Origin of the sequence: Mesorhizobium sp. CA4 (genome assembly GCF_020165075.1) — a bacterium.
Classification (GTDB): domain Bacteria; phylum Pseudomonadota; class Alphaproteobacteria; order Rhizobiales; family Rhizobiaceae; genus Mesorhizobium.
In genome coordinates this window covers 106,530-116,139 of sequence record NZ_JAIUHK010000019.1, presented here as the reverse complement: position 1 = coordinate 116,139, position 9,610 = coordinate 106,530, and the positions used below count along the sequence as shown (strand labels likewise).

Sequence of the window (9,610 nt, the reverse complement as noted above, 5' to 3'; positions counted from 1 at the left end):
CTCGGCAATCTGGCGCTGATCATCACCGGCGCGCTGGTCGGCTCCTCCGGCGCGATCCTGTCCTACATCATGTGCAAGGGCATGAACCGGAGCTTCATCTCGGTCATCCTCGGCGGCTTCGGCGGCGAGACGGCCGCCGTGGCCAGCGACGGTATCGAGCGAACCGTCAAGCAGGGCTCGGCCGACGACGCGGCTTATCTGATGATGAACGCGCAGAAGGTCATCATCGTGCCCGGCTACGGCATGGCGGTTGCCCAGGCGCAGCATGCGTTGCGCGAGATGGCCGACAAGCTCAAGGCCAACGGCGTCGAAGTGAAATACGCCATCCACCCGGTCGCCGGCCGCATGCCCGGCCACATGAACGTGCTTCTAGCCGAGGCCAACGTGCCCTATGACGAGGTGTTCGAGTTGGAGGACATCAACTCCGAGTTCGCCCAGGCCGACGTCGCCTATGTCATCGGCGCCAACGACGTCACCAACCCGTCCGCGCGCGACGACAAGTCCTCGCCGATCTACGGCATGCCGATCCTCGACGTCGACAAGGCCCGCACCTGCCTGTTCGTCAAGCGCTCGCTCGGCTCCGGCTATGCCGGCATCGACAACACGCTGTTCTATAAGGACGGCACCATGATGCTGCTCGGCGACGCCAAGAAGATGACCGAGGAAATCGTCAAGGCGATGGATCACTGATCCAGCCGCAGTTTCTGCAACAAAAAAGCCCGGTGGATGCCGGGCTTTTTTGTAGCAGAAACTGTCGGCCGAGCCCCGCTCAAATATCCAGATTGGCCACCGACAGTGCATTGTCCTGGATGAACTCGCGCCGTGGCTCCACCTCGTCGCCCATCAGCCGCGAGAACAGCGAGTCCGCGTCCGTCGCGTCGTTGACCTTGACCTGCAACAGCGAGCGCACATTCGGGTCCAGCGTGGTCTCCCAGAGCTGCTCGGCATTCATCTCGCCGAGGCCCTTGTAGCGCTGCATGGTGAGACCCTTGCGGCCGGAGGCGAACACCGCGTTGAGCAGCGCCAGCGGCCCCGAAACCAGCTCCGAGGTTTCTTTCCGACGCAAGCTCGGCTGTTCGCCATAGACTTCCGCCAGGCGCGGCGCGTAGCGGTCGAGCTGGCGCGCATCGGCCGAATTGATCAGCCCGCCATCGAGCTGCACCACGTCCTTGACGCCGCGCACGGTACGCTCGAAGACATAGCCACCCGAGCCGTCATTGGAGGTTGACAGCCGGCCGGTCCAGCCGCGCTCGGTTTCCTCGGCGATCATGTCGAGACGCAGGGAGACGCGCTCCGCCATGGCGTTGGCGCGGCCGAGATCGGCAAGCACATCGGCGTTGAGCGCGCCGGCGATCGCCGCCTGCTCGACGACGCTGCGGTTGTAGCGTGTGTGCAGCCCGTTGATCAGCTGGCGCACCGCCAGCGCGTCGTCGATTGAGGCGCGCAGGTCCTGCCCCGTCCGCACCTCGCCGGAGGCGAGCACCAGCGAGGCCTCATCCAGCCCGGACTCGATCAGGTATTCCTCATAGGCGCTCTCGTCCTTGAGATATTGCGAGCTCTTGCCCCGCGTCACTTTGTAGAGCGGCGGCTGGGCGATGTAGAGATGGCCGCGCTCGATCAGCTCCGGCATCTGCCGGAAGAAGAAGGTGAGCAACAGCGTGCGGATGTGGGCGCCGTCGACGTCGGCGTCGGTCATCAGGATGATCTTGTGGTAGCGCAGCTTGTCGGCGTTGAACTCGTCCTTACCGATAGAGGTGCCGAGCGCGGTGATCAGCGTGCCGATCATTTCGGAGGAGAGCATGCGGTCGAAGCGCGCCCGTTCGACGTTGAGGATCTTGCCGCGCAGCGGCAGGATCGCTTGGTTCTGGCGCGAGCGACCGCCCTTGGCGGAGCCGCCGGCCGAGTCACCCTCGACGATGAAGATTTCCGATTTTGCCGGGTCGCGCTCCTGGCAGTCGGCGAGCTTGCCGGGCAGCGAGGTGACGCCGAGCGTGCTCTTGCGCGTGATGTCGCGCGCCTTGCGCGCAGCTTCGCGCGCCGCGGCCGCCTGGATCACCTTCTCGACCACGACCCTGCCTTCGCTCGGATGCTCTTCCAGCCAGGTGCCGAGCGCCTCGTTGACCAGGCTCTCCACCACCGGGCGCACCTCGGACGAGACCAGCTTGTCCTTGGTCTGCGAGGAGAATTTCGGGTCCGGCACCTTGACCGATAAAACCGCGGTCAGGCCTTCGCGGCAATCGTCGCCGGTCAGCGACACCTTTTCCTTCTTGGTCTGGCCGGAGGCTTCGCCATAGCCGGTGATCTGCCGGGTCAGCGCCGCGCGGAAGCCCGCCAGATGCGTGCCGCCGTCGCGCTGCGGAATGTTGTTGGTGAAGGCCAGCACATTCTCGTGGTAGCTGTCGTTCCACCACATCGCGACCTCGACGGTGATGCCGTCGCGCTCGGCGCGGATGGCGATCGGCGTCTCGATCAGCGGCTTCTTCACCCGGTCGAGATATTTGACGAACTCTTCCAGGCCGCCGTCATAGTGCAGCTCATGGCGAACCAGGTCGGCATGGCGCGCATCGGTCAGGATGATGTGCACGCCGGAATTGAGGAAGGCAAGCTCGCGCAGGCGATGCTCCAACGTGCCGAAATCGAATTCGATCATGCTGAAGGTTTCGGCCGACGGGAAGAAGGTAATCTCGCTGCCGCTGCGGCCCTCATAAGTGCCGGGCTGTTTGTTCTGCTCATATGTGCCGGTCACCTTCAACGGCGCGTCGGCATTGCCATGCGTGAAGCTCATCTCGAAGATTTCGCCGTTGCGGCGGATCTTGAGCTTGAGCCATGCGGAAAGCGCGTTGACCACCGAGACGCCGACGCCGTGCAGGCCGCCGGAAACCTTGTAGGAGTTCTGGTCGAATTTGCCGCCGGCATGCAGCTGCGTCATGATCACTTCGGCTGCCGAAACACCCTCTGAGGAGTGGATATCGGTCGGAATGCCGCGGCCATTGTCGATTACGGTCACCGAACCATCGGGGTTGAGCGTCACTGAAACGAGGTCGGCGTGGCCCGCCAGCGCCTCATCGATGGCGTTGTCCACCACCTCATAGACCATGTGATGCAGGCCCGAGCCGTCATCGGTGTCGCCGATATACATGCCTGGACGCTTGCGCACGGCATCCAACCCCTTCAAAACCTTGATGGAATCGGCGCCGTACTCGGCTTCCACGCCAATGGCGCTTTCGGTCTGGTCGCTCATGAATACCTGTCTGATTGATGTCGATGGTCCGGCGCGGGAAAGTCACCCCGAATCGCGCCGTTTTGATGTCCTAGATATAGGCGCAAACGGCTGGTTTTCCAAGGTTTGCGGCCATTTTGCCGGCTTGGCGAGTGGTCTTCCAGGCCGGCGCGGGATGCTGGCCTGTGCAGGTGGGCATTCGATCGCGAAAGCCGCGCCGATACGCAGCCTCGCAAGTGCCGCACTGGAGGCTTCCGTGCCTATGCGGCGGCCCGCAATGTCTTCAGGGCCTCGCTCCAGCGGGACAACTCGTCGAGCATCGTCTTTGCGCCTCCCAGCACCTGTTCGCTGGGATGGTATGCGCGGTTCTGGTCAAGCAGCGTCGCATAAGCCGGCAGCGCCACGCCTTCCGGGATCGGCATGACGCCGACGGAGGTGAGCAGTGGCTTCAGCGCCTGCGCCGCGCGCAGGCCGCCCGAGACGCCGCCATAGCTGAAGATCGCTGCCGGCTTGTAGCGCCATTCATGGATAAGATAGTCGATGGCGTTCACGATCGCGGGCGCCACGAAGTAGTTGTACTCAGGCGCCACGAATACGAAGGCGTCGGCGGCGTCGATCGCCTTCGACCAGGCCTTGGTATGGTCGTTCTCATATTTGCGCAGGCGCGGATGGTGCGGCTCGTCGAGGATCGGCAGGTTGAACGCGGCAATGTCGGTCAGCACCGGCTCGAACTTGCCGTGCTCGCGCGCGAAGCCCTCCAGCCACTCGCCGAAGATCGGACCGGCGCGCCCCGGCCGCGTGCTGTCGATGATGATGTCCAGACGATGCTTCATGGGCGGGCTCCTGCTTGGCGGTATCCATTGGTGACTAACGCAGGCGGCCGCCGGTAACAAGCAGCGATTGGCTGATGCTGGTCATTCCGTCGAGACGGCGATCGTATGCTGCCGCCCGGTTCACATGGACGCCGGTCTTGTCGGGCACTACATTCGGCGCTGACAGCGGAGCATGCTTCATGGACACCAAGCCCGCCCCTTTTGTGCCGCCGGCGCCCAAGCCGCGCACAAAGCCGCCTTCGACGCTGGAGATGATGCGCATCGTCTACCGCAATCCGCTCGAGCTGTGGGGCGAGCATACCTACAACGAGCCCTGGATCTCGGTGACCGGCATCGGCGGCCCTCTGGTCATCGCCAACGATCCCGGCCTCATCCGCCATGTGCTGATCGATAACGCCAAGAATTACAAGATGGCGACTGTGCGCCAGCTGATCCTGCGCCCGATCCTGCGCGACGGGCTGCTGACCGCCGAAGGCGAGGTGTGGAGGCGCTCGCGCAAGGCGATGGCGCCGGTGTTCACACCGCGCCACATCTTCGGCTTCGCCGGGCCGATGCTGAAGCGCACGCTGGATTTCGTCACCCGCTACGAGGCCGGCGGCATGACCGATGTCGCGCATGACATGACGCTGCTCACCTACGACATCCTCGCCGAAACGCTGTTTTCCGGCGAGATCGCCGGCGAGCCCGGCAGCTTCGCCAAGGAGATCGACCGCCTGTTCGAGACCATGGGCCGTGTCGACCCGCTTGACCTTCTGCGCGCGCCGGAATGGCTGCCGCGGCTAACCCGCATCCGCGGCCGCAAGACCATGGCCTATTTCCGCAATATCGTGGCGAACACAGTGAAGATGCGCGAGGAGCGGCTGAAGCGCGATCCCGACGGCGTGCCGCAGGATTTTCTCACGCTTCTGCTGCGCGCCGAGGGGCCGGACGGGCTGACCCGCGCCGAGGTCGAGGACAACATCATCACCTTCATCGGCGCCGGCCATGAGACGACCGCGCGGGCGCTGGGCTGGACCATCTATTGCCTCGCCGAGGCGCCCTGGGAGCGCGACAAGGTCGAGCAGGAGATCGACGTCGTGCTGGCGCGCGAGCCCGATCCGACCAAGTGGCTGGATGACATGCCGCTCACCCGCGCCGCTTTCGAGGAGGCGCTGCGGCTCTATCCGCCGGCGCCCTCGATCAACCGCGAGCCGATCGAGCCGGAGACCTGGAACGGTCTCTATATCCCGAAATATGCCGCCGTGCTGGTGATGCCCTGGGTCGTGCATCGCCACAGAAAACTCTGGGACAGGCCGGACGCCTTCCTGCCGGAGCGCTTCCATCCGGAAAACCGCGACCGGATCGATCGCTTCCAGTACCTGCCCTTTGGTGCCGGCCCGCGCGTCTGCATCGGCGCCAGCTTCGCCATGCAGGAGGCGATCATCGCGCTGGCGATCCTGCTGTCACGCTTCCGCTTCGATGTGACGGCTGAGACCCGGCCGTGGCCGGTGCAGAAGCTCACCACGCAGCCGCAGGGCGGCCTGCCAATGCAGGTCTCCCGGCGGGCGTAGAGCTGTTTCAAGAGCATGGTCCCGAAAAGTGGGAACCGGTTTTCGGAAAAGATCATGCTTTGACAAAAAGTTAGATCAGTGTGGCGATTCAACGAAACGTCATCCTGATCTAACGGTCGGCGATCGGCCGGCGCTGCTGGAATTGGCCGGCGGCGCGGAAGCGCCAGAGATAGCTGGGCAGGATGGTGGCGATCGCCTGCGGCTGGATGCCCAGCCCGGCAAGCGTCCTCGCGGCCTTGACGGCTTCGTCCGAGACCACGTTGTCCTCACGTAACTGCAGCACCTGGTCCTTGGTCAAGAGCGGATTGGGCAGCAGCTGAAGGATCGACGCCTGGATGTTCGCCACCCACCACGGCACCGGCACCAGGAGGCGCCTGCGGTCGATCACGGCAAGCATTTCCTCCATGCATTCCTTGAAGGTCAGCACCTGCGGGCCGCCGAGTTCATAAATCTGGCCGCCCTTGACATTGCCGTCGACCGAGCGCGCGATCGCTTCGGCGACGTCGCCGACATAGACCGGCTGCAGCTTGTTCTGCCCGCCGCCGATCAGCGGCAGGATGGGCGACAGGCGCGCCATGCCGGCGAAGCGGTTGAAGAAGCGGTCCTCCGGTCCGAAATTGATCGACGGCCGGAAGATGACGGCATCCTGAATCGTCTCGAATACCGCCTTTTCGCCCAGCGCCTTGGTGCGGGCGTACTCGGACGGCGAATTGAGATCGGCGCCGAGCGCCGAGATCTGGGTGAGGCCGGCGCCGACCGAGCGCGCGGCCTCACCGACGGCGCGCGCGCCGAAATCGTGCACGGCGCCGAATTTCTGGCGCCCGGTCTCATGCAGGATGGCGACTAGGTTGACGACATGGTCGGCGCCCTGCACGGCGCGGTCCACCGACCAGCGCACGCGCACATTGGCCTGCACGGGCTGGATCTGGCCGACATTGCCCAGCGGCTGCACATGGCCGGCAAGGTCGGGCCGCCGGCAGGCGACCCGGATGCGATAGCCGCGCTTGGCGAGCGCGCGCACCACATGGCGACCGACGAAGCCCGAGCCGCCGAAGACGACGACGAGCTTGGGGGTCTGCAGGATTTCGGTCATGACTGGCTCCGCGCGAATGCTTGGCTGAAGCCGTTTCTTAATCCGTTTCTCGCCAAAGGCAAAGAGCGACCGGAAGTCGCCGTCGGCTTGATTTCGCTGCTCTCAAGAAGCGGGGTTTTCCGGGCAGTGTCCACGCCTAAACGCCTGGCGCAGCACCGCCAACCGCGAGCCGGACAAAGCCAAGGCGGCTCGCGGCGTAGGGTGCCGGATATGGGTGCGTCAGGCCGGGAAAAGTGCAACAGGGCAGCGAAAATCAGGCCGAATAGCGCTCGGCGAATTCCGAAATGCGCTGCACGACGGCTCTGGATGTGGTGATGCCGCGCGCCTTTGCCTTCTCCGCGGCTTCGGCGCGAGAGCGGCCGGGAATATGCACGCCATAACGCCGCCGCAGCCGGTCGAGCTGGTCCGTCATGCGCCGCTCGAAATCCGGGTCGAGCAGTTTTGGCTCGATGGCCAGAACGAAAAGGCCGGTGCCGGGGCTCTCCACCCCATCGGTGAACCAGGGCGCGTCGAGCGACCAGTTGGCGCCGGAAATGCCTGCGGCCAGCACTTCGACCATCAAGGCGATGTTGGCGCCGCGCTGGCCGCCAAAGGCAAGCATCGCGCCTTTCATCGCTGCCGCAGGATCGGTGGTCGGGTTGCCGCTGGCATCCAGCGCCCAGCCTTCGGGGATCTTCTTGCCGTCCTCGGCCGCTTTGCGGATGTTGACGAAGGCGGTGGCGCTCGATGACTGATCGATGACCAGCGGCGGCCCCTCGCCGGCGGGCGACGCAAAGGACATCGGATTGGTGCAATAGACCGGCTTGACCGAGCCCGAGCCGGCAAGCACTGCCGGCCCGTTGGTGGCGGCGAAGGACACCAGCCCCTGTTCCGCCAGCCGACCGGTGAAATAGCCGAGCGCCCCGCACGTATAGGCGTTCTTCTGCGAGAAGATCGAGACGCCGAACAGTTTTGCCGCCTTGACCAGGTCGTCGATCGTGCGGTCGAAGCCGGTATGGGCAAGACCGCGGCGCGCGTCGGAGAGATAGACTGCAAGCGCCGGCCGGGTGATCACCGGATCGGCATTGCCGTCGATGCGGCCGGCTTCGAGCGCCTCCAGATAGTCGATGAAATGCGACAACCCCACCGTCGACAGGCCTTCGGCTTCGGCGGCGATAATCGAGGCGGTCAGCGACTGTGCCGCCTCCTCATTGGCGCCGGCGCCAAGCGCCGCCATCCGGCATAGGCCTGTTGCCTGGGCGAGGGTGAGTTGCATACTGCCTCTGGTGAATGGTGAATAGTCAATGGTGAATGGTAATCAGTGAGAAGTCATAGGTAAGGCGAATCGAGGCCTATTCACCATTTTTCCATTCACCATTCACTATCCGATCTTTACCGGAATCCGCGCCTCGATCCGGCTGAAGACGAAGACCAGGATGCCGGTGATCGTCATATAGATCAGCGCCAGGAGCAGCAAAGGCTCGTAGGTCAGATAGGTGTCCTGGCGCACCTTGGAGGAGACGGCGAAGATATCGATGACGCTGATCGTCGCCACCAGCGGTGTCGACTTCAGCTGCAGCACCGTCTCGCCGGTCAGCGTCGGCAGCGCCCGGTAGAAGGCTTGCGGCAGCCAGATGCGGCGGAAGATTTTCCAGCGGCTCATGCCGAAGGCGCGAGCGGCCTCGAGCTGGCCTCTCGGAACGCCGGCGAAGGCGCCGCGCATCACCTCGCCCTCATAGCCGGCGAAGGAAAAGGTCAGCGCCACCACGGCATAGGGCCAGGCCTGCCTGAGATACGGCCATAGCCAGGATTCACGGATCCACGGATATTGCGGAAAGATCGAGCCGAGGCCGTAGTAGAGCAGCCAGAGCTGCAGGAGCAGCGGCGTTCCCCGGATGATGGTGCAGAAGGCTTTTGCCGGCGCCGAGAACCAGATCGGTCCTCCGGCCTGGGCGAGCCCGAGCGGCACCGCAAGCGCAAAGCCCAGCGCGCAGGTGACGGCGAGGATCCAGAGCGACCGCCATAGACCTATCAGGCCCATTTCCCAATATTGCGGCAGCCAGTCCCAGCGCATGAAGAAGGCTGCGCAGAGCACCAGCGTCAACGCGATCAGGATAAGAACGATGCGGTGCGGCTTGAGCCAGATTGAGGCCCGCGCCGCCATGTTTATCGCGACGGCTTCGGCCGACATCAGCGCGCCTCCTTGACGGAGGGCATGCCGCGCCGCGACCAGGCTTCGACGCGGCCGATGATCAGGTTGGAGAAGAGCGTGAGCGCGAGATAGAGCGCGCCGGCCGCAAGGTAGAAGAGCAGATAGGCCTTGGTGACGCCGGCCGCCTGGCGCGTCGCCAGCGTCAGTTCGAAGAAGCCGACGACGGCAAGCAGCGCGGTGTCCTTCGTGGCGATCAGCCAAAGATTGGCAAGGCCGGGGATGGCGAAGGGCAGCATGGCCGGCAGCGTGATGCGCCGCAGCATCAGGCCGGGCGACATCCCGTAGGCGCGGGCGGCCTCGATCTGGCCTTGCGGGATGGCGAGGATAGCGCCGCGGATGACTTCGGTCGAATAGGCGCCCTGCACGAAACCCAGCACGAAAATGCCGGCCGCGAGCCCGCTGATGTCGACACGGCTGCAGCCGATCGCCGTCAGCATCTGATTGATGAGATCTGTCCCGGCATAATAGAGCAATAGGATCAGCACCAGTTCCGGCACGGCGCGCACGATGGTCGTGTAGACCGCGAGCAGATCGCGCGTCACCGGGCCGCCATAGAGCTTGCCGAAGGCGCCGGCGGTGCCGATCATGAGGCCGAGGCAGGTGGCGCCCACGGCGATCTCGATCGAATGCAGCAGCCCGACAAGCAGCGTGCCGCCCCAGCCGGGCGCCACGGGCGACAGGAGTTCCATGATGCCGGCCGCGGAGGCCGGAAGAAAGGCATCG

General features: G+C 64.6%; 8 protein-coding genes. 2 read left to right on the top strand and 6 right to left on the bottom strand.

Annotation, left to right across the window (positions count from 1 at the left end):
- Nucleotides 1-690: NAD(P)(+) transhydrogenase (Re/Si-specific) subunit beta (locus LB528_RS17235; protein ID WP_224715655.1), on the top strand; the 690-nt coding region annotated here is incomplete at its 5' end.
- A 79-nt stretch (nucleotides 691-769) separates the two neighbouring features.
- On the opposite strand, the gene gyrB is transcribed toward LB528_RS17235, so the two are convergent.
- Entirely contained in the window at nucleotides 770-3,241 is a 2,472-nt protein-coding gene (gene gyrB, locus LB528_RS17230) for a DNA topoisomerase (ATP-hydrolyzing) subunit B (RefSeq protein WP_224511717.1), read from the bottom strand.
- A gap of 239 nt (nucleotides 3,242-3,480) precedes the next feature.
- Nucleotides 3,481-4,053: an NADPH-dependent FMN reductase gene (locus tag LB528_RS17225; RefSeq protein WP_224715654.1), complete on the bottom strand. Its 573-nt coding sequence runs from the start codon at nucleotides 4,051-4,053 to the stop codon at nucleotides 3,481-3,483.
- A 179-nt stretch (nucleotides 4,054-4,232) separates the two neighbouring features.
- Here LB528_RS17225 and LB528_RS17220 point away from each other — a divergent pair, with 179 nt between their 5' ends.
- The gene (locus LB528_RS17220; RefSeq protein ID WP_224715653.1) at nucleotides 4,233-5,603 is read left to right on the top strand and encodes a cytochrome P450; all 1,371 of its coding nucleotides are present in this window, start codon (nucleotides 4,233-4,235) and stop codon (nucleotides 5,601-5,603) included.
- A gap of 109 nt (nucleotides 5,604-5,712) precedes the next feature.
- Here LB528_RS17220 and LB528_RS17215 read toward each other — a convergent pair whose 3' ends face one another.
- The 4 genes from LB528_RS17215 to LB528_RS17200 all read right to left on the bottom strand — a co-directional run bounded on the left by LB528_RS17215 (nucleotide 5,713) and on the right by LB528_RS17200 (nucleotide 9,576).
- Nucleotides 5,713-6,696, bottom strand: coding sequence for a complex I NDUFA9 subunit family protein (locus LB528_RS17215; protein WP_224511712.1), 984 nt, complete (start codon nucleotides 6,694-6,696; stop codon nucleotides 5,713-5,715).
- 253 nt (nucleotides 6,697-6,949) lie between these two features.
- Nucleotides 6,950-7,951 carry an Ldh family oxidoreductase gene (locus LB528_RS17210; RefSeq protein ID WP_224715652.1) on the bottom strand — a complete coding sequence of 334 codons (1,002 nt, stop codon included), beginning with the start codon at nucleotides 7,949-7,951 and terminating at the stop codon, nucleotides 6,950-6,952.
- Nucleotides 7,952-8,056: 105 nt separating this feature from the next.
- Nucleotides 8,057-8,866 (bottom strand): ABC transporter permease, encoded by an 810-nt coding sequence (locus tag LB528_RS17205; RefSeq protein WP_224715651.1) that lies wholly within the window; start codon nucleotides 8,864-8,866, stop codon nucleotides 8,057-8,059.
- Entirely contained in the window at nucleotides 8,866-9,576 is a 711-nt protein-coding gene (locus LB528_RS17200; protein WP_224715650.1) for an ABC transporter permease, read from the bottom strand. The genes LB528_RS17205 and LB528_RS17200 overlap by 1 nt, the downstream gene beginning before the upstream one ends.
- Between the last annotated feature and the right edge of the window lie 34 nt (nucleotides 9,577-9,610).